Source organism: Variovorax paradoxus (assembly GCF_022009635.1).
Lineage (GTDB): Bacteria > Pseudomonadota > Gammaproteobacteria > Burkholderiales > Burkholderiaceae_C > Variovorax.
Map to the genome: position 1 here is coordinate 3,920,622 of NZ_CP091716.1, position 18,084 is coordinate 3,938,705.

Genomic DNA, 18,084 nt, shown 5'->3' on the forward strand with positions numbered 1-18,084 from the left:
TGCTGTGATGGATGACGATGAAGGGACTTTAGGAGGGCCTGCCTTCGCGATAAACGGGCAAAGCCAACAATCACTGTTTGGAAAACCCAAACAATCACCCCATCGACAGGAGCAGCGCACATGGACCGTTTCGATGCGATGCAGGCCTTTGCCCGCGTCGTGGAAGCAGGCAGCTTCACCAAGGCGGCCGACACGCTGCACATGAGCAAGACCACCGTGACGCAGCTGGTGCAGCAGCTCGAAGCCCGGTTGCGCGTGAAGCTGCTCAACCGCACCACGCGCAAGGTGAACGTCACGGCCGACGGCGCGGCCTATTACGAGCGCGTGGTGCGCCTGCTGGCCGACATGGACGACGCCGAAACCAGCCTGTCGGGCGCCTCGGCGTCGCCAAGGGGCCGGCTGCGGGTGGACGTGCCCAGCCCGCTGGCGCGGATGATCCTGGTGCCGGCGCTGCCGGCCTTCCACGCGCGCCATCCCGACATCCAGCTCGACATGGGCGTGAGCGACCGGGTGGTGGACGTGATCGGCGAGAACGTGGACTGCGTCGTGCGCGGCGGCGAGCTGACGGACCAATCGCTGATGGCGCGCCGCGTGGGCGACCTGCAGCTAGGCGTCTACGCAGCGCCGTCCTACCTGGCGCTTGCCGGCACGCCGGCTCATCCGCGCGAGCTGGAAGACACGCATCACCGCATCGTGGGCTTCCTGTGGTCGCGCAACGGCAAGACCTTCCCGTATGCGATATGGCGTGAAGAAGGCGACGAACGCATCGAAGTGCAGGGCCGCTACGTGCTTTCGGTCGACGACGGCAACGCCTACCTGGCGGCCGGTCTTGCGGGGCTGGGCGTGCTGTGGCTGCCGGACTACATGGCAAGGCCCCACCTGGCGAGCGGCGAGCTCGTGCCGCTGTTCCAGGACTGGCGGCTCGACCCGATGCCGCTGTACCTGGCGTTTCCGCCCAACCGGCATGTCAGCGCCAAGCTGCGCGTTTTCATCGACTGGGTGGCCGAGCTGATGGCGCTGCATGCGCCCGTGATGCGGCCCCGAGAGCTTGAGCAGCAGACAGGGGCTCGCGCCGTCTATAGCATCCACCGCTCATGACATCCACAGCAAGAACAACAAGACGCCCCCTGGTCATCGCGTCGATCATGGCTTCCATGGCCATGGTGGCCATCGAAGCGACCATCGTTTCCACCGTGATGCCGCAGATCGCCTCGGAGCTTGGCGGCCTGCACCTGTACAGCTGGGTGTTCGCATCCTTCCTGCTGGCGCAGACCGCGATGACCGTGGTGTTCGGCAAGCTCTCCGACCTGTACGGCCGCAAGCCGATCATGTTCGTGGGCATCGCGATCTTCGTCCTGGGCTCGGTGCTGGCGGGCTTCGCGTGGTCGATGCCGGCCATGATCTGCTTCCGGCTGATCCAGGGCATTGGTGCGGGCGCCATCCAGCCTGTGTCGCTCACCATCGTGGGCGACCTGTACCCGGCGCGCGAGCGCGGCAAGGTGCAGGGCTACCTGGCCAGCGTATGGGCGGTATCGGCGGTGGTGGGGCCGATGATCGGCGCGCTCATCGTGCAGAAGCTGTCGTGGGCGTGGATCTTCTGGGTCAACGTGCCCATCGGCCTGGCTGCCGCGGCCGGCTTCTGGCTCTACCTGCACGAGGCGCCGAGCGTGCGTCGCTCGTCCATCGACATCGCCGGTGCGGTGCTGTTCACCATCGGCATCGCGGCGCTGATGATCGCGCTGACCGACTTCGGCATCGGCGACACCGGCAGCGCGGCGTTGTGGACGGCGGTGTTCGCCGTCACGCTGGTGCTGTTCGTGATGCAGGAGCGCCGCGCCGCCGACCCGATGGTGTCGCTCAAGCTGTGGGGCGCGCGCATCATCGCCACGGTGAACGGCGCGGCCATGCTCGGCGGCATGGTGCTGATCGGCATCACCACCTTCCTGCCGATGTACGTGCAAGTGGTGCTGCAGCGCTCGTCCGTCACGGCCGGGCTCACGCTCACCATGGTGATGCTGGGCTGGCCCATCGGCGCGACGCTGACCTCGCGCACCTTCCACCGCATCGGCCTGTGGCGCATGGTGCTGATCGGCGGGGCACTCATTCCGGTCGGCACTGCCGCCTTCGCGCTGCTGTCGGCGGGCAGCACGCCGCTGCTGGCGGCGGTGGGCTCTTTCATCATGGGCCTGGGCATGGGCGTGATGAGCCTGGCCTCGCTCATCCTCATCCAGGAGGCGGTGGACGTGGCGCAGCGCGGCGTGGCCACGGCGTCGAACGTGTTCTCTCGCAACCTCGGCAGCGCGCTGGGCGCGACCTTCTTCGGCGCGGTCTTCAACTTCGGCCTCACGCGCGGCGATGGCGCCATGGCCTTCACCGACGACCAGTTGCGCCTGCTGCTGCAAGGCTCGCATGGCACGGCCGCCACCGATGCCGGCATCCGCCTGGCGCTGGGCGGCTCGCTGCACCTGACCTTCGTGACCATGCTGGTGGTGAGCCTGGGCGTGGTCGCGCTGGCCTTGCTGCTGCCGAAGGAAGGGCTGGAGAGCCACGCGATAGGGGCCGGCAAGCCGGCCCCGAAGTAAGCAGGGCGGATCAGCCGGGCGCGGCCATCAGTGGCTTGCGCATGAGCTGCAGGTAGTAGCCCGGCGCGTAGTCGTCGATGCGGGCGTAGTCCTCGTAGCCATGCTTGAGGTAGAAGCCGCGCGCCTGCCACTCGAAGGTGCTCAGCTTCGCGTTCTTCGCGCCCAGCGCCATGCCCTGGCGCTCGGCGTCGGCCAGCAGCCGGCTGCCCAGGCCGGTGCCGCGCATGTCTTCCTCGACGAACAGCACGTCGATGTCGAGCCAATACAGAAACACATAGGCGCGCAGCCCGCCGACGAGCTTGCCGGACTCGTCCCGCGCGTTGATGCGCACGTACTGCTGCTCGGGGTACTCGCCGACGAAGCCGTAGTTGAAATGGCGCAGCTTGCGGCCGAGTTCGCCCGAGCGGAGCTCTTCGTCGGTGGGTGTCGAAAACGTGATGTTCATGGCGGCCGGGCTCCGATGTGTGTGGCGGAGGCGGCATTCTGCCCATCCCCGGCTGCCGCATATCGATGCGCACTTTCCTTCTTTGTGCCCCGCGCCCCTCGTTGATACGGTCACTCCCTTTGCATTTGCGGGGCAAGCGACCATGGGCGCGAGAGAAGATTTCGAGAGACAGGCTCTGTCGGGCACCGACGGTGCCATCCAGCACCAGGCCGACGTGCTGGTGATCGGCGGCGGACCGGCCGGCGCCTGGGCGGCGGTGAGCGCGGCGGCGCAGGGCGCGCGCGTGCTGCTGGCGGACAAGGGCTTCTGCGGCACATCGGGCGCCACCGCGCCTTCGGGTACCGGGCTCTGGCATGTGTCGCCCGACGGCAAGGCGCGCGAGGAGGCCAAGGCCAGCCGCTACGCCATGGGCGGCCAGCTCGCCGAGCATGCGTGGATGGACCGCGTGCTCGCCCAGACCTGGGACAACGTCGAGCGGCTCAAGGACTGGGGCTATCCGTTCCCGGCCGACGACCAGGGCACGCTGCGCTGCACTTCGCTGCAGGGCCCCGAATACATGCGCCTGATGCGCAAGCGAGTGAAAGAGTCGGGCGCGCGCATCCTCGACCACAGCCCGGCGCTCGAGCTGCTGGTGGACGAGCACGGCACCGTCTGCGGCGCCACCGGCGTGAACCGCCAGACCGGCGACACCTGGGTGGCGCGCACCGGCGCGGTGGTCATCGCCACGGGCGGCTGCGCTTTCCTGAGCCGCGCGCTGGGCTGCAACGTGCTCACCGGCGATGGCCAGCTGATGGCGGCCGAAGCGGGCGCCGCGCTGTCGGGCATGGAGTTCTCCAACGCCTATGGGCTGGGGCCGGCGTTTTCGTCGGTCACCAAGTCGCTGTTCTACAACTGGGCGACCTTCTACACGGCCGACGGCGTGGCCATCGAGGGCGCGGGTTCGTCCAAGGGGCGCGGGGTGATCGCGCAGACGCTGCAGTCGCAGCCGGTGTTCGCCTGCCTCGACCGCGCCGACGCGCAGATCCGCGCGTGGATGCGCACCGCGCAACCCAATTTCTTCGTGTCGTTCGACCGGCAGGGCATCGACCCGTTCACGCAGCATTTCCCCGTGACGCTGCGGCTCGAAGGCACGGTGCGCGGCACCGGCGGGCTGCACCTGGTCGACGATTCCTGCGCGACTTCGGTGCCCGGCCTCTATGCGGCGGGCGACGCAGCCACGCGCGAGCTGATCTGCGGCGGGTTCACCGGCGGCGGCAGCCACAACGCAGCCTGGGCGCTGTCGTCGGGCTTCTGGGCCGGCGCGGGCGCGGCCGCCTTCGGGCGCGATGCGCGCGCCAGGCTGTCGCAGCGCACCGCGTTGCGCGCGGGCGGTGTTGCGCTTTCGACGCGCGGAGCCTCGCAGTTCGACAGCGCGGAGGTGATCCGCGCGGTGCAGGCCGAAGTCTTCCCCTACGAGCGCAACTGGTTCCGCGAAGGCGATGCATTGCGCGACTCGCTCGGCCGGCTCGATGCATTGTGGGCGCGGCTGCGCACCAGCGCGCCCGCCGCCACGGCCGCTGAGGCGGTGCGCGCCCGCGAGGCCGCGGCCATGCTGGCCACTTCGCGCTGGATGTACCGCAGCGCGCTGCAGCGCACCGAGACGCGCGGCATGCACCGGCGCCGCGAGCACGGCGTGCTCGACCCCGCGCAGCGCCATCGCCTGCTCAGCGGCGGGCTCGACGAAGTGTGGGTGCAACGCCAGGCCGTGCAGGAGGCCACCGCATGATCGAAGTCGTGAGCGCCGAGCGCTGCACCGCCTGCAACATCTGTGTCAATGCCTGCCCGACCAACGTGTTCGAGGCCGTGCCCGGCGCGCCGCCGCGCATCGCCCGGCAGGACGATTGCCAGACCTGCTTCATGTGCGAGCTTTACTGCCCCGAAGACGCGCTGTACGTCGCGCCGATTGCCGACCGGGGCGCCACCGCCGAGGAGCGCGATGCCGCAGCCGAAGCATTGATGGGCAGCTACCGCAGCGCCGTCGGATGGGGCAGGGGACGCCAGTCGACGGCCTCCGCCGATGCGAGCTTCGAGCTGCTTGGCCGCGCGCACTGAACCACCTTTTTCCTTTCCCTTGTTGTGAGTTTTCGATGACCGATCAGTCCGGCCGCCGCAGGTTGTTGCGCGGCGCCATTGCGGTGGCAGGCGCCAGCGCCTTGCCTCTTTTCTCCATCGCCCAAGGCAGCGGCCAGGTGCTGCGCCTGGGCTACATCGGCCCGGGCAAGAAGCCCGCGAACGCCACAGGCTGGGCCTTGCGCCAGGGCCACCTTCAGCGCGAACTCGCGGCGCTGGGCTTCAGCGACGTGACCACGCGCAACTTCCCGAACGGGCCCGACCTCAACGAGGCCTTCATCTCGGGCGCGCTCGATGTGGGCATCTACGGCGACACGCCCGCCATCGTCGCGCGCTCGCGCGGTCTGGAAAGCCAGCTCATCGGCTTCGACGCGGTCGGCATGAACGTGTGGCTGCTCACGCCCCGCAATGGCGCGCGCAGCGTGAAGGAACTGGACGGCAAGTCCATCGGCGTGGCGCGCGGCTCCTACATGCACCGCTATGTGCTGGGCCTGCTCAAGGAACACGGGCTGCAGAAGTCCGTCAAGGTGATCCACATGTTCCCGCGCGACGGCGAGGCCGCGCTGGACCAGGGCTCCATCGCGGCCTTCGCTGCACAGATCGACGTGGGGCCGCTGCTGGCTTCGCGCGGCTATCCGGTGATCGACGAGGCCGAGCAGCATCCGACGCTGCGCGGCACTTCGGTGATCGTCGCTTCCAGCAAGCTGCTCGCGGCCGCGCCGGGCGTGCCCGCCGCATGGACCCGCGCGCGCCGCACCGCGCTGCAGGAGATCCGGCGCGACAACGCGGCCTACTACGCCTTTCATGCCGAGGTCAGCGGCTTTCCGCTCGATGTCGTCAAGGTCTCGCATCCGCTGTCGCAGTTTCCCGAAGCCGCATACCCTGCCGAAGGGCTGGCGCTGCTCGACGAGGTCAAGAAGTTCCTGCTGGCCGAAAACCTCGTGAGCCGAGACTTCGCGCTCGCGCAGTGGCGCGCGCCCGAGGCCTGAGCGGCTCGGGCCGATTTCGGGCAAACCGCCTACCAGCACGGTCACGCGCGCCGCAGTATGGTTGCGCGGTGCGCTCATGCGTGCCCTTCCTCATCGTTCATTCATCGCGTGGAAATCCTCATGACCTACCTCGCTTCTTCGCATCGCTACGACGCGCTTCCCTACCGCCGCGTCGGCCGCAGCGGGCTCGTGCTGCCAGCCATCTCGCTCGGCCTCTGGCACAACTTCGGAGACACCACCTCCATCGCCACGCAGCGCCAGTTGCTGCGCACGGCCTTCGACCTGGGCATCAACCACTTCGACCTGGCCAACAACTACGGCCCGCCGTACGGCAGCGCCGAGAGCAACTTCGGCCGGGTCCTGCGCGAAGATTTCAAGCACTACCGCGACGAACTCATCATCTCCAGCAAGGCCGGCTGGGACATGTGGCCCGGCCCTTACGGCAAAGGCGGCGGCTCGCGCAAATACGTGCTCGCGAGCCTCGACCAGAGCCTGCAGCGGCTCGGCCTGGACTACGTCGACATCTTCTATTCGCACCGCTTCGACCCCGACACCCCGCTGGAAGAAACCGCCTCCGCGCTCGCCCAGGCCGTGCAGCAGGGCAAGGCGCTGTACATCGGCATTTCTTCCTACTCCGCAGGCAAGACCCGCGAAATCGCGGCGTTGCTGCGCGAATGGAAGGTGCCGCTGCTGATCCATCAGCCGGCCTACAACCTGTTCAACCGCTGGATCGAAAAAGACCTGCTCAACGCCACCGACGAACTGGGCGCGGGCGTCATCGCGTTCACGCCGCTGGCGCAGGGCCTGCTGACCGACAAGTACCTGAACGGCATTCCGGCCGATGCACGCATCAACCGGCCGGGCGGTGGTTCGCTCAAGCAGGAGCACCTGTCCGAGGCAAACGTCGAGCGCGCCCGTGCGTTGAACAAGATCGCGCAGCGCCGCGGCCAGACGCTGGCCCAGCTTGCATTGACGTGGACCTTGCGCGACCCGCGCGTCAGCTCCGCGCTGATCGGCGCGAGCCGGCCGGAACAGATCGTCGACAACGTGGCTGCGCTCGCGCATGCACCGCTGAGCGCCGAGGAACTGGCCGAGATCGACAAGTACGCAGTCGAAGGCGGCGTGAACCTCTGGGAAAAGCCGTCGACCGATTTCGCCTGATAGCGCGGCGGCCGCGGTCTCGAATCGCGGATCGCATCAGGTAACTTGGAATCCGTCTTTGGCAAAAGCGCGTGCGCTTTGCAGAATCGGGCAAAGCGTTCATTCGATTCATTGCCTGCCATGCAACTGCGCACCCACTATGTTTCCCCGGCCGCCCAGGCGCGCCACGTTCTGGATCTCACGGCACGGGCCTGGCGCGTGCCGCCGCGCTCAGCCCATGAGGCGGCCCGCCGCGCGCCCCATGGCTACGTGCCGGCAAGAGTGCTGCGTCGGCTGCATGCGGCGACGGTGCTGAGGCTGCTGCCGCATTCGTGGTGAGCCCGCGCCATTGCGCGTTCACCAGATATCGATAGAGGAATTCAGCGCAAACGGCGCATGCGATGCCCGAGAGAATTTGCGCAGGAAAAGAGGGGAGAGGAAGACCGGAATGAGTTCGAGGTGAGTCGGAGCCGGGCTGTGTTTATTGCTGCCCGGTGGGCGACTTTTGAGGCGGGCTCGCGAGGCCCGCTTTTTTTTACCCCTGCGGCGCGCCGAGCAGATAGTCCGTGACCTCTTCCGAGAACCCATAGCGCTGTTGACCGATCAGCACGCCGTTCGTGCCCGCAGGGTCGGGCGTTGCCGTGGGCATGCCATGCGCGACCAGCGCTTCGGCGCAGCCGAGCCAGTCGCCATTTTCGACCGGCTCGTTGACCGAGGCCCATGACAGCGAGCCGCATGCGTTGTCGTCGAAGCCGTGGCGCTCCTGCCAGCTCGCGCCGTGTTCGAGCATGAAGCGGGCGAGGGCGGCATCGCCCCGGAACACGGCATGGTTGAGGGCCGAGGCGTTCCAGTCGCCGGCGCGCACGGCAACGGGCCAACCGAGTTCGACCATGAGCTTCACCGCATCGTCGCAGCCCTCGGCGGCGAGTTCGGGCAGCAGCCGAAGCTGGGTTTCGGACAGCATGCCGATGAGCTTCGGGTTCTTGCCAAGCATCCGTCGCGCGCTCGCCTCGTCGACCCGCGCACAGGCGGCGACGAAGGCTTCGGTCTCGGACAGCATCGAGCCGCCGCCTGCGTGTTGCAGCAGTTGCGCGACCTCGGTAAGCCCGAAGCGCAGGGCCAAGGTGCAGCTGCTGGTTCCGTCCGGCGTGGTGGCCGAAGGGTTCGCGCCGGCGGCCAGCAGGGTTTCGATGTGCGCAGGAGAGCGCCGGCGCCTGATGGCCCACAGCAGCGGCGTGCCCCATTCGGACGTGGGCGAGCTGCGAGCAGGTTCGTTGGCGTCGCCGCCATGGGCGAGCAGCAGCCGCAGCGCTTCGAGCGCATCGAGGTCGAGCACGCGATAGAGTGCATTCGAGCCGGTGACGCGCGCGCCGGCCTTCAGCAGCAGCTCGACGCAGGCCACGCTTTCCAGCGAGTGGTAGAGCGATTCGTTGTCGTTCGGGTCGGCACCGGCCTGCAGCAGCAGCCGCGTGAGTTCGGCGTCGTGGTTCTGGCCGGCGGCGCCATAAAGCGCGGAGAGGCGCTCGTCCTCGTCCGGCGCTTCGAGCGATGCCGGCGGCCAGCGGTTGCCGACCGACTGGTTGGCATCGGCGCCGGCTTGGAGCAGGAACCTGGCGCAGGCCAGCAGGCCTTCGCGGTAAGCCGGCAGCTTCAGCAGACCGGAATGCGTGACAGCGACCAGGGGCGGCAACTCGAGCGGGCCGCCCGGCCGACGGATCCAGCCCGGGTCTTGCGCCGTCGCCTGGCGCAAAGTGGCTTCGTCGCCGACGGCGCAGGCCAGGTAAGGATCAGCGCCCAGCAGACCGGGGCTTTCTTCCAGCAGCCGAACGGCGACCGAGGGCCTGGAACGGTCCGTGCCGCCGGCGATGTCGCCCGCATACACGCAGCGCAGCCAGTGCAGCACGGTGTTGGCCGGATCGTCCGCCTGCGCCCTGCGCGCGAGCACGAAGCCCTGCAGATCGGCCCATGAGGCGAAACCGTATTCGCGCGCAATGCACGACTGCGCATCGTGCAGCCGCAGGCCGAGCGATGCGATCGCGGCATCGCTCTTGCCGGCGGCGGCCGGCAGGGCATCGCGGAATCGGATGGTGGCGGTGGGGTCGTTGGCCCGGTAGAAAGCAAGCAGCTCCTTGGCTTGCTTCTTCAGATGGCCCAGGTCGGGCCGTGCGGGAATGCGCTTCATGAAAACCTCCGTGCAACAGACGCCGAGGACCCGCAATTCCGGCTGCACAAAAGGCTGATGAATGAATCAGCAACACATGAAGGCAAGTGGGTTCAACCCTTCCCGCGGGTCCGGGCGCGGCTTGCAACCGCGGCCCGCATCTTAGCGCAGCGCCCCGGCGTGGAGCACATGCGGCCGTGCTCAGAAATCGTGCACGTCCCACTCGTAAGCAATGGCCACTTCGCCCAGCAGTTGCAACCGCTTCTGCGGCTCCAATGCCAGCGCCTCGACCAGCCTGGCGTTGAAGCCCGACAGCGTGGCCTTGGCGGCATCCGCGAAGTCGCCGCTGATGCCCTGGTCTTCGTAGGTGCGCACATACGACTGCGCTGCGATGCCGACCACGAAGTAGAGGCCGGCGTTGTCGGGGTCGGTCTTCATGAGCGCGAAGGCGTCCTTGTAGAACGACTTGAAGGCGTCGGTGCCCGAGGGAGCGCTGTCGAAACGCTGTGCGATGTCCTGGAATGCCATGTGTCGATCTCCTGTGAGTCTGTGTGTCTGTCTAGGCTTGAAGGGGCGCGCGCAGGCCGCCGTGCGCCTGCGACCAGCCCGCGGGGTCGGCCAGGAAGTCCTGCAGTTCGCCGAGCGCGGCGGCGCCGAAGTCGCCGCGCTCGCGCGCCACGGCGAGCACGTCGTGCCAAGTGGCCAGCGCGTGCACCCGTACGCCGAGCGGGGCCAGCAGCTGCGCGGTCGGAAAGGTGCCGTAGTCGAAGACCACGAAGATGTCGGCCACGCGTGCGCCTGCCTCGGCCAGTGCCTGGCAGAAGCGCAGCTTGGAGTTCCCTGCGGCCATGAGGTCGTCGACCAGCAGCACCCTGCCGCCGGGCTGCACCACGCCCTCGACCTGGCCTTGGCCCGCGCCGCGCTTGCGCACGTACTGCAGCGGCAGGTCGAGCGCTTCGGCCAGCCACGCGGCCAGCGCGATGCCGCTGGCTTCGCCCCCGGCCACCGAAGCCAGTCCGTCGATGGCGCCGCGCGAGGCGAGCAGGGCGATGCCACGCGCCACGAGATCGCGGCGCAGCGCCGGAAACGAGATGAGCCGGCGGCAGTCCATGTAGACCGGGCTGGCCCAGCCAGAGGGCAGGCGGTAAGGCTCGTCGGTGCGCACGCCGACGCAGCCCGCGTCGATGAGGCCGGCGGCCACGCCATGGGCAATGGAAGTGGACAAGGCAGCTCCGTTTCTCATGTCGACGCTCGTCGATGCTTCAGTCAATGAATGCGCTCCAGCAGCTTGCGCAGATGCTGCGCGCCGGTGCGGCCCTTGTAGGCGCTCTTCCAGAGCCGGGCGATCATGTCCTCGTGCATGCGCACGGCTTCGGGCGAAGCCGTCACGGTGGCGATGCCGTTGCGCACGTTGGGCAGCTCGCCGAGCCGGAACGGGCTAACCGCCAGCACCGCGTGCCGGGGCCCGGAGAACAGCTGGAAGGTCGAAGCCGGCATGGCGTCGTCGATCAGGCCGATCTGCACATGGAAAGGTTCGCTGTCCATCAGCTCGGCGATGCGAAGCACCTCGCGGCGCGCGGCCTGCACGCGCTGGGCGCGGACCTTCTCGGGCAAGTCCACCCGGCCCACGAGCCCGGTGTGCACGAAGCGCTCCAGCTCGCGCAGGCCGATCAGGCTGACGATCTGCGGCTTGCGCTTTTCGAAGAAGGCCTTTCGCTCCGCCATGATCTGCAGCATCTTGTCGATGTCGGAAGCCTTCGGGCCCTTGCCGGGCGCGCGCGGAGAGGCCTCCATCAGCATTTCGCGCAGGTGCGGCAGGTAGTCGTCGGAGGTCAGCAGCAGCGAGATGGGCTCGAAGTGCGCGAGGATGCGGTCGGAGTTTTCCTCCAGCTGGCGCATGCGCTCGAACAGGCCCAGCGCGGTGCCGTAGTACTCGACCTCCACGCCTAGCAGCGACGCGAGCGAGGTGTCGAGCAGCGCGGCGAGCCGCTCCAGCGTTTCGATCTTGACGATCTCGCCTTTCTCCATGCGGTAGACCACCGCACGCGAAATGCCCAGCTGCTCGGCCACGTCCTCCGCCAGCAGCGACGCACCGATGCGGTAGGCCCGCAGGCGGTCGCCCAGCGCGGCGTAGTCGATGGACGTCCTGAATGCCTCGGGTGGTTCTGCAGCCATCTCTTTTTCCTGCTCGGGGATCGAAAAAGACACTATAGCGACCAGGGCAGGGTGCTCCCGCCGAGAAAGGGGTGCACGGCGGCGCCATCGAGCAGTTCGACGTTCTCGGGCACGTCCATCGGCGTCCTGTGCAAGGTGACGGTGCCCTCGTTGAGCGGCAGGCCATAGAAACGCGCGCCGTTCACGCTGGCGAAAGCCTCGAAGCGCTCGAGCGCCTTTTCCTCCTCGAAGACGGTGAGATAGCTCTGCAGCGCGACGGGCGCATTGAAGATGCCGGCGCAACCGCAGCCTGCCTCCTTCAGCATGCGCAGATGCGGCGCCGAATCGGTGCCGAGAAAAAAGCGTGCATCCCCCGAAGTGGACACCCGGCGCAGCGCCAGCCGATGGCGCTCGCGCTTGAGCACCGGCAGGCAATACAGGTGCGGCCGGATGCCACCGGTAAAGATGGCGTTGCGGTTGAACATCAGGTGCTGCGGCGTGAGCGTCGCGCCCAGCCTGCCGCTGGCGTCGGACGAGACGAAGTCCGCAGCCTCTTCGGTGGTGATGTGCTCCATTACCACCTTGAGCGCCGGAAAGTCCGCCAGCAGCGGACGCAGCGTGCGGTCGATGAAAGCGGCCTCGCGGTCGAAGATGTCGACGTCTGGGTCGGTGCTCTCGCCATGCACCAGCAGCGGCATGCCGATGGCCTGCATCGTTTCCAGCGCCTTCGCGACCCTGGCCGTGGAGGTGACGCCGAATTCCGAATGCGTGGTCGCGCCGGCCGGATACAGCTTGACCGCGGTGAACACGCCTTCGTCGAAACCCCGCCGCAGTTCGTCGGGCGGCGTGCCGTCGCAGAGGTAGGCGGTCATGAGCGGTGTGAAGTGCGCGCCAGGCGGCAGCGCGGCCATGATTCGTTCGCGATACGCGCGCGCTTGCGCCACGGTGGTGACCGGCGTCTTCAGGTTCGGCATGACGATGGCACGCGCGAACTGTCGGGTGGTGTGGCCCAGCACCGTGCGCAGCATCTGCCCGTCGCGCAGGTGAAGATGCCAGTCGTCGGGACGGCGGATGGTGATCGAGCTGGCGGAAGTCATCTGGTTCATGACGGGTAATCCAGCTGCAGGAAGGCGTCGCTGAGTGCCTGGGCGCCCAGCATGAAGTCGCCGATGTCCATGGCCTCGTGCGGATTGTGCGAACCGTTCTGGTTGCGCACGAACAGCATGCCGGCCGGAATGCCGGCGTTGGCAAACAGCGATGCGTCGTGCCCCGCGCCGCTGGGAATGACCTCGAACGGCACGTCGAGATCCGCACACGCCCTGGAAAGCACGCCGCGGATGCGTTCGTTCATCGTGGCCGGGTCGCTCGTCAGGCGGCGGTCGAATTCGAATCGAACGCCGCGCTCGCGCTCGATGGCGGCGCACTCGGCGCGCATCAACCTGTAGAACGCCTCCAGGGCGTCGGCGCTCTTGCTTCGGGCTTCGAGGCTGAAGCTCACATGCCCCGGGATGCGGGAAATCGAATGCTCGGCCGCGTTGGTCTGCACGATGCCGGTGGTCACCACCAGGTCGGTGCCGCGCTCCAGCAACGCACGCCAATGCTCGTCGATGCGCATGATGAGGTCGGCCACCGCGAACATCGCATCGTGGCGCAGCCATCGCGGCACCACGCCCGAGTGCTGGGCATCGCCGGTGCAGACGATGCGGTTGTGCCGCACGTTGCCACGGATGCCCGAGACCACGGCCAGCGGCAATTGCCTCGCGATCATCACGGGGCCCTGTTCGATGTGCAGTTCCAGGTATGCCTTGACGCGCGACTGGGCGAACAGGGGCTGCTGCGAGCGGATGGCTTCCACGTCGGCACCGGCCTTGCGCATGCACTCGGCCATGGTCTCGCCTGTGTCGCGCTGCCTGAGTTCGAGGTCCGCCTGGCCGATCTTTCCGAACAGCGCGCCCGAGCCCATGTAGGCCTTGCCGAACCATGCGCTTTCCTCGCCGCGAAATGCCAGCACCTCCAGCGGCAGCGCGGCCGCGTGGCCTTCGCGCTTGCGGGCCACCAGGCACAGCAGGCCCGCGACCACGCCGGCCAGTCCGTCGAAGTTGCCGCCCTGCGGGACCGAGTCGATATGCGATCCGGTCCATGCGACGGGCGCGTCCGGCGCCGTGCCGGGCAGCCGGAACACGAGATTCGCGGCCCGGTCCGGCTCGGCTTCCAGCCCCTGGGCGCGTGCGAAATCGCGCAGGTATTCGGCCGTTGCCGATTCGCCGCGTCCGTAGCTTTCGCGCGTGACGCCCACGCCGTCGAAAGACAGGGCGCGCACCTCGTCGAACAGTTGCTCGGCGAGCGGGCGCAGTGCAAGAAGGTCCATGTGAGTGGTCGTCATGAAAACGGGCCGCGATTCACCCCGACTGCTGCGCAAAGCGCAGCCAGCGGTCCGACAACTGACGGTCGAGCTTCACCTGGCCGGTGAGGTCGCGCACATGCGCCACGCCCATCTCGCGGCAATAGGCTTCCAGCCCGTCGATGATCTTCTGCATCACGCCAGGGTCGATAAAAGACGCTGTGCCCACCTGCACTGCGCTCGCGCCGGCCAGCATGAATTCCACCGCGTCGTCAGCGCTGCAGATGCCGCCGCAGCCGATGACGGGAATGCGCACGCTGCGATAGCACTGGTGCACCATGCGCAGCGCAATCGGCTTGATGGCCGGGCCCGACAGGCCGCCCATCACGTTGCCGAGCCTGGGCTTGCGCGTGCGCACGTCGATCGCCATGCCGAGCACGGTGTTGCCCATGACGAGTGCATCGGCACCGGCTTCTTCGGCCGCCTTGGCCACGGCGGCAATGTGCGAGGCATTCGGCGTGAGCTTGGCCCAGAACGGGTGACGGGTCTTGCGGCGGATGGCGCTCACCACCTTGTAGGTGGTCTCGGGCGTCATCGCGAAGGCCATGCCGTCGGCTTCCAGGTTCGGACACGAAATGTTGGCCTCGATCACGGCGACTTCGGGCAGCGACATCTCGGCCACGGCCTCGGCGAACTCGTCCACCGTGTCGGCCGAGATCGACACCACCACGGGCGTGTCGAAGCCGGTGTAGGCCGGCAGCACCTCGCGGCGGTAGTAGTCGAGGCCCTTGCTCGGAATGCCGATCGAATTGAGCATGCCGGCGTGCGCCTCGGCGACGCGCGGCGTGGGGTTGCCGGCACGGCTCACGGGCGACACGCTCTTGACCACCAGCGCGCCGAGCCGGTTGAGGTCGAGCGCTTCGCTGTACTCGATGGCGAAGCAGCCCGAGGCCGGCATCACCGGATTGCGCAGCTCCAGCTCGCCGATGCGGATGTTGAGATCAGCCAAACTCCACCTCCCCGACGACGTCGCGAATGGAAAACACCGGGCCTTCGCGGCAGACGCGAAGGAATTGCTTGTCGCCGTCCTTGTCGAACAGCCGCACGCAAGACAAGCACACCCCCATGCCGCAGGCCATGCGCTGCTCCATGGCGACCTCGCCGCGGGTGTGCGGGTAGTCCTCGAGCACGCGCTGCAGCAGCATCAGGATGCGATGCGAGCCGCAGGTGTAGACCACGTCGTGGCGGGCCGCGTCGAGCAGGCGGCGCAGCAGCACGTCCATGGCCTCGACCGACGAACTGCCGTCGCTGTCGTACACGCAATGCACGTCGGCGTCGATGCCGCGCAGGAACTCGTCGCGCATCAGGTCCTTGGGCGCGCGAGCCGACATGACGGCGGTGATCTTCACGCCGGCCTTCGCGGCCTGCTGCAGCAGCGGAGCCATGGTGGCCAGGCCCACGCCACGCGCTACCACGAGGATGCGCTCGAAGTCCGGCTCCATCGCGAAGGTGTTGCCGAGCGGGCCGACGATGTCCATGTGGCCGCCGACCTCCAGGCTGGCCAGCGCGCGGGTGCCGGCACCGGTGACGTTGTAGAGGAACTCGATGGCGCCTGCCTCGGGCCCCATGCCGTACACGCTCATGGGGCGCAGCAGGAAGGGCTGCGAGTCTTGCGTCTGCGGGCAGCGCAACTGGTAGAACTGGCCGGGCTTCGTGGTGCCGGCCAGGTCGGCACCCGCCGACAGGCGCAGGTAGCGGTAGCGGTCGTTCACCCAGCGGTGCTCTGTCACCTCGCAGCGGTGCGAGGCCACGGTCTCGGCGTTGCGCTGGAAGCACGCGGGTGTCTGCTCCATGGCAAGGGAAAGTGCGAAGTTCATTCGAGTTCCTTGCCCTTGAGTTCGGGAATCAGGAAGAGGGTGGCGAGCATGTCGAGCACATAGATGGCCGCGAGCAGCGCAATGGCCACCTGGAAGGAATAGGCCGTGGCCAGCGCGCCGACCACCACGGGGCCGAAGCCACCGATGCCGCGGCCGATGTTGAAGAGCACGTTCTGCGCGGTGGCGCGCGCCTCGGTCGGGTAGGCCTCGGACATCAGCGCGCCGTAGCCGCCGAGCATGCCGTTTACGAACATGCCCATCACCGCTCCGGCCCAGAGCATCGACACCGGGTCGGAGAGCTGAGAGTACGTGAGCACCATGGCCACGGCGCCGGCCTGGAACAGCAGGAAGCTGGGCTTGCGGCCGATGCGGTCGGCGAGTTGGCCGAACACGAAGATGCCCAGCATCATCCCGAGGATGGTCACCGAGGTCCACAGCGCCGACTTGGTGAGATTGAAGCCGAGCTTGTTCGCGAGGAAGCTCGGCATCCAGATCATGATGCCGTAGTAACCGAAGTTCTGGACTCCGCAAAGCGTGACGAGACCAAGGCTGGTGCGCGCGGTGCGGCCATCTTTCACAAGCAGCTTGAACGCCTTGAGCTTCGAGCCCTTGGCCGCCGGACGGCGCACGAACACCTCGGGCTCGTGCAGCTTGTTGCGGATGACCCAGGCCACCACGGCCGGGATGACGCCGATCAGGAACATGCCGCGCCACCCGATGTGCGGAAGAAGCAGCGGCGTCAGGAGGGCCGCGCCCAGCACACCGGTCTGCCAGCCCAGCGCCACGTAGGAGGACACGCGCGCCCGGTGCTTCGCGGGCCAGGCCTCGGCGGCCAGCGCCATGCCGATGCCGAACTCGCCGCCCAGCCCGATGCCCGCGAGCGTGCGGTAGGCCAGCAGGTCCCAGTAACCCTGCGCGAAGGCGCAAAGGCCGGTGAACACCGCGAACATCACGATGGTCCAGGTCAGCACGCGGATGCGGCCGTAGTAGTCGGACAGCGAGCCGAAGACGATGCCGCCGGCCACGGCGCCCACGAGCGTCCATGTGACCAGCGAGCCGGCCTGGCCCGGCGTGAGGTGCAGGTCTGCCGAGATGGCGGTGAGCATGAAGCCGAGGATCAGCAGGTCGAAGCCGTCCATCGCATACCCGACGGCCGAGCCGGCCAGGGCCTTCCAGCTGTAGCCGGTCACCTTGTCCTTGCCGTCGGCCGTGGCGGCGTTGCCGGCAATGGGCGCCGCGTTGTTCACTCTTGCTTCCACGTCGTGGTCTCCAGGCTGTGCGCGGTGAAGTCCGCGACTGGGGTTTGTTCAGGTTTTGATATTAGTATCTTTTTTAAGACTGGTAAAGTTTTCGAGACCGGGACAAACCCGAGGGGCGGCCAAGGGCGACCGAAATGCAAGACGAACAGCCGGCGTAGGCCGGCTGGTGTCGATGGGGGAAGTGGGGTTGCCGCCGCAGCTTCAGGTGCTGCTGGCGTTCGTCACGCGGTCATGCGCATGCGGAGGCGGTCCGCGCGCACGACGATGTCAGGGAAGGTGGCTCAGGCCCGCAGGCCGAGCGGACTGTGCTCGGTGTCTTTCACGACCGCGTCGTTCATCGCCATCGCCGACGGGTCGCCGCTGCTGGAGCGCCAGATCAGCAGGCCCTGCTTCATGGCCTCGCGGACTGCCTGGGTGCGCGACTTCACACTGAGCTTGCGGTACAGGCTCTTGAGCTGTGCCTCGATGGTGTTGATGGAACGGTGCGTGGCTTCGGCGATCTCGCGGTTGCTCCAGCCGCGCGAGATGAGCCACAGCACCTTGAGTTCGCGCGAGGACAACAGCGCGTTCGCTTCCACGGGCATGAAGTGCTGCATGGCTTCGACGTCGGCATCCACCGTGGCGGGCGGTGACTGCGCCGGAAACGCGATGGGCCTGAGGATCTCGTGCGCCAGCCGCGCCGCGGCCGAGGCGTCGCCCTGTTCGATGGAGCGCAGCAACGATGCGAGTTCCGACTCGCTGGCCTTCGTGAACAGATGGCACAACGCACTCGCCACCGCAGCCGCGCTGGCGGTGCGCGCATCGGGTTCGTCGTGGCCCGTCACCAGATGGAGTTCCGGTGGCGGCGGCCTGTGTGCGACAACAGTTTCGAAGGAAGGAGAGGGCGGCATCTTGAAGCGATTCGCCTCGACGCGAGTGGTGAGCCGCAATCCGGTTCACGCATCTGTCGAAGCGAAGCCGATCGTATTAACTAAGGCCGCCGCGCGCAGCCTGTTTCGCGGCGCGGATGTGTTCCGCATCACATCCG

At 67.7% G+C, this 18,084-nt stretch carries 18 protein-coding genes; 7 read left to right on the forward strand and 11 right to left on the reverse strand.

All coding sequences use genetic code 11. The features are described 5' to 3' along the window. Nucleotides 1-120 precede the first annotated feature (120 nt). Together L3V85_RS18275 and L3V85_RS18280 are read left to right on the forward strand one after the other, a co-directional pair. Nucleotides 121-1,098: a LysR family transcriptional regulator gene (locus L3V85_RS18275; RefSeq protein WP_237680441.1), complete on the forward strand. Its 978-nt coding sequence runs from the start codon at nucleotides 121-123 to the stop codon at nucleotides 1,096-1,098. After that, nucleotides 1,095-2,582 carry an MFS transporter gene (locus L3V85_RS18280; RefSeq protein WP_237680442.1) on the forward strand — a complete coding sequence of 496 codons (1,488 nt, stop codon included), beginning with the start codon at nucleotides 1,095-1,097 and terminating at the stop codon, nucleotides 2,580-2,582. The genes L3V85_RS18275 and L3V85_RS18280 overlap by 4 nt, the downstream gene beginning before the upstream one ends. 10 nt (nucleotides 2,583-2,592) lie before the next feature. On the opposite strand, the gene L3V85_RS18285 is transcribed toward L3V85_RS18280, so the two are convergent. Continuing rightward, nucleotides 2,593-3,027: a GNAT family N-acetyltransferase gene (locus L3V85_RS18285; RefSeq protein ID WP_237680443.1), complete on the reverse strand. Its 435-nt coding sequence runs from the start codon at nucleotides 3,025-3,027 to the stop codon at nucleotides 2,593-2,595. Between the two features lie 142 nt (nucleotides 3,028-3,169). Here L3V85_RS18285 and L3V85_RS18290 point away from each other — a divergent pair, with 142 nt between their 5' ends. The 5 genes from L3V85_RS18290 (at nucleotide 3,170) to L3V85_RS18310 (ending at nucleotide 7,604) form a co-directional block, all read left to right on the forward strand. Continuing rightward, complete coding sequence (locus L3V85_RS18290) at nucleotides 3,170-4,792, forward strand: FAD-dependent oxidoreductase (protein ID WP_237680444.1); 1,623 nt, start codon at nucleotides 3,170-3,172, stop codon at nucleotides 4,790-4,792. Beyond that, entirely contained in the window at nucleotides 4,789-5,118 is a 330-nt protein-coding gene (locus L3V85_RS18295) for a 4Fe-4S binding protein (RefSeq protein WP_237680445.1), read from the forward strand. The genes L3V85_RS18290 and L3V85_RS18295 overlap by 4 nt, the downstream gene beginning before the upstream one ends. Before the next feature lie 35 nt (nucleotides 5,119-5,153). Continuing rightward, on the forward strand, nucleotides 5,154-6,125 hold the full coding sequence (locus tag L3V85_RS18300; protein WP_237680446.1) for an ABC transporter substrate-binding protein: 972 nt from the start codon (nucleotides 5,154-5,156) through the stop codon (nucleotides 6,123-6,125). 120 nt (nucleotides 6,126-6,245) lie between these two features. Then, complete coding sequence (gene mgrA, locus L3V85_RS18305; RefSeq protein ID WP_237680447.1) at nucleotides 6,246-7,286, forward strand: L-glyceraldehyde 3-phosphate reductase; 1,041 nt, start codon at nucleotides 6,246-6,248, stop codon at nucleotides 7,284-7,286. Between the two features lie 120 nt (nucleotides 7,287-7,406). Further along, nucleotides 7,407-7,604, forward strand: a complete 198-nt coding sequence (locus L3V85_RS18310; protein ID WP_237680448.1) for a hypothetical protein — start codon at nucleotides 7,407-7,409, stop codon at nucleotides 7,602-7,604. Between the two features lie 196 nt (nucleotides 7,605-7,800). Here L3V85_RS18310 and L3V85_RS18315 read toward each other — a convergent pair whose 3' ends face one another. From L3V85_RS18315 to L3V85_RS18360, 10 genes are all read right to left on the reverse strand, one after another. Continuing rightward, nucleotides 7,801-9,447, reverse strand: a complete 1,647-nt coding sequence (locus L3V85_RS18315) for an ankyrin repeat domain-containing protein (RefSeq protein WP_237680449.1) — start codon at nucleotides 9,445-9,447, stop codon at nucleotides 7,801-7,803. 180 nt (nucleotides 9,448-9,627) lie between these two features. Beyond that, nucleotides 9,628-9,954: a hypothetical protein gene (locus L3V85_RS18320; RefSeq protein ID WP_237680450.1), complete on the reverse strand. Its 327-nt coding sequence runs from the start codon at nucleotides 9,952-9,954 to the stop codon at nucleotides 9,628-9,630. Nucleotides 9,955-9,985: 31 nt separating this feature from the next. Continuing rightward, nucleotides 9,986-10,651, reverse strand: coding sequence for an orotate phosphoribosyltransferase (locus L3V85_RS18325; RefSeq protein WP_237680451.1), 666 nt, complete (start codon nucleotides 10,649-10,651; stop codon nucleotides 9,986-9,988). A 41-nt stretch (nucleotides 10,652-10,692) separates the two neighbouring features. Beyond that, nucleotides 10,693-11,601, reverse strand: coding sequence for a helix-turn-helix domain-containing protein (locus L3V85_RS18330; protein WP_237680452.1), 909 nt, complete (start codon nucleotides 11,599-11,601; stop codon nucleotides 10,693-10,695). Nucleotides 11,602-11,633: 32 nt separating this feature from the next. Beyond that, nucleotides 11,634-12,686, reverse strand: coding sequence for a dihydroorotase (pyrC, locus tag L3V85_RS18335; RefSeq protein ID WP_237680453.1), 1,053 nt, complete (start codon nucleotides 12,684-12,686; stop codon nucleotides 11,634-11,636). After that, entirely contained in the window at nucleotides 12,683-13,948 is a 1,266-nt protein-coding gene (locus L3V85_RS18340) for a hydantoinase/carbamoylase family amidase (protein ID WP_237680592.1), read from the reverse strand. Before L3V85_RS18340 ends, pyrC begins: the two co-directional genes overlap by 4 nt. Nucleotides 13,949-13,979: 31 nt before the next feature. After that, on the reverse strand, nucleotides 13,980-14,930 hold the full coding sequence (locus L3V85_RS18345; RefSeq protein ID WP_237680454.1) for a dihydroorotate dehydrogenase: 951 nt from the start codon (nucleotides 14,928-14,930) through the stop codon (nucleotides 13,980-13,982). Further along, complete coding sequence (locus L3V85_RS18350; protein ID WP_237680455.1) at nucleotides 14,923-15,798, reverse strand: dihydroorotate dehydrogenase electron transfer subunit; 876 nt, start codon at nucleotides 15,796-15,798, stop codon at nucleotides 14,923-14,925. Before L3V85_RS18350 ends, L3V85_RS18345 begins: the two co-directional genes overlap by 8 nt. Further along, the gene (locus tag L3V85_RS18355; protein WP_237680593.1) at nucleotides 15,795-17,027 is read right to left on the reverse strand and encodes an MFS transporter; all 1,233 of its coding nucleotides are present in this window, start codon (nucleotides 17,025-17,027) and stop codon (nucleotides 15,795-15,797) included. Before L3V85_RS18355 ends, L3V85_RS18350 begins: the two co-directional genes overlap by 4 nt. A gap of 311 nt (nucleotides 17,028-17,338) precedes the next feature. Further along, on the reverse strand, nucleotides 17,339-17,881 hold the full coding sequence (locus tag L3V85_RS18360) for a response regulator transcription factor (protein ID WP_237680456.1): 543 nt from the start codon (nucleotides 17,879-17,881) through the stop codon (nucleotides 17,339-17,341). Nucleotides 17,882-18,084: the final 203 nt, after the last annotated feature.

What these genes read in the sequence shown, in the direction of transcription:
- L3V85_RS18320 (WP_237680450.1), bottom strand. Translation starts at nt 9,954, where the DNA reads ATGGCATTCCAGGACATCGCACAGCGTTTCGACAGCGCTCCCTCGGGC.
- mgrA (WP_237680447.1), top strand. Translation starts at nt 6,246, where the DNA reads ATGACCTACCTCGCTTCTTCGCATCGCTACGACGCGCTTCCCTACCGC.
- L3V85_RS18295 (WP_237680445.1), top strand. Translation starts at nt 4,789, where the DNA reads ATGATCGAAGTCGTGAGCGCCGAGCGCTGCACCGCCTGCAACATCTGT.
- L3V85_RS18280 (WP_237680442.1), top strand. Translation starts at nt 1,095, where the DNA reads ATGACATCCACAGCAAGAACAACAAGACGCCCCCTGGTCATCGCGTCG.
- pyrC (WP_237680453.1), bottom strand. Translation starts at nt 12,686, where the DNA reads ATGAACCAGATGACTTCCGCCAGCTCGATCACCATCCGCCGTCCCGAC.
- L3V85_RS18275 (WP_237680441.1), top strand. Translation starts at nt 121, where the DNA reads ATGGACCGTTTCGATGCGATGCAGGCCTTTGCCCGCGTCGTGGAAGCA.
- L3V85_RS18350 (WP_237680455.1), bottom strand. Translation starts at nt 15,798, where the DNA reads ATGAACTTCGCACTTTCCCTTGCCATGGAGCAGACACCCGCGTGCTTC.
- L3V85_RS18330 (WP_237680452.1), bottom strand. Translation starts at nt 11,601, where the DNA reads ATGGCTGCAGAACCACCCGAGGCATTCAGGACGTCCATCGACTACGCC.
- L3V85_RS18300 (WP_237680446.1), top strand. Translation starts at nt 5,154, where the DNA reads ATGACCGATCAGTCCGGCCGCCGCAGGTTGTTGCGCGGCGCCATTGCG.
- L3V85_RS18315 (WP_237680449.1), bottom strand. Translation starts at nt 9,447, where the DNA reads ATGAAGCGCATTCCCGCACGGCCCGACCTGGGCCATCTGAAGAAGCAA.
- L3V85_RS18290 (WP_237680444.1), top strand. Translation starts at nt 3,170, where the DNA reads ATGGGCGCGAGAGAAGATTTCGAGAGACAGGCTCTGTCGGGCACCGAC.
- L3V85_RS18285 (WP_237680443.1), bottom strand. Translation starts at nt 3,027, where the DNA reads ATGAACATCACGTTTTCGACACCCACCGACGAAGAGCTCCGCTCGGGC.
- L3V85_RS18310 (WP_237680448.1), top strand. Translation starts at nt 7,407, where the DNA reads ATGCAACTGCGCACCCACTATGTTTCCCCGGCCGCCCAGGCGCGCCAC.
- L3V85_RS18340 (WP_237680592.1), bottom strand. Translation starts at nt 13,948, where the DNA reads ATGGACCTTCTTGCACTGCGCCCGCTCGCCGAGCAACTGTTCGACGAG.